The sequence below is a fragment of the Neorhizobium sp. T7_12 genome, assembly GCF_002968535.1.
GTDB classification, from domain to species: domain Bacteria; phylum Pseudomonadota; class Alphaproteobacteria; order Rhizobiales; family Rhizobiaceae; genus Neorhizobium; species Neorhizobium tomejilense.
The window spans coordinates 1-402 of the sequence record NZ_PVBK01000059.1 but is presented as its reverse complement, the minus strand read 5'-3'; the positions used below and the strand labels follow the sequence as shown (position 1 = coordinate 402).

The window sequence follows — 402 nt, the reverse complement described above, 5'->3', positions numbered from 1 at the left end:
TCTCTGACATGGACAACATACATCAGTAGTATGAAAATTTACCGCGAGGGAGATGGTAATTCTTTTGCTGCGAACAAAAGAATTTTATTTCCCTCGAGAACCTGACTTTTCCTTCCGATACAGACCCGGACCTCTCATGACCGTACCCGAGGGACAAATGCACGCGTTAAGAAATCAAAATGGCTTCAGCTTAATTCAGGCTCTGCTTTCTTTGGCACTTCTGGGAATAGCCGTTAGCGGCTTCATGACCTTGATCGCAAACAACTACAAACACGAAACGAACCTGAATACACTGCTGGAGGCCCGTGAGCTTTCCGGGGAACTTGTCGAGCTGACCAAATCTGCCAACTGCGGCATCGTGGATCTGGAAACGCCGATTCCCATCACCTCCGACACCTGGAC

General features: G+C 48.5%; 1 protein-coding gene. It reads left to right on the top strand.

Annotated features, from left to right (window positions below; translation table 11 throughout):
• Positions 1–136: 136 nt before the first annotated feature.
• A partial coding sequence (locus tag C5J26_RS33065) for a hypothetical protein (RefSeq protein ID WP_206051252.1) occupies positions 137–402 on the top strand: 266 nt, incomplete at its 3' end.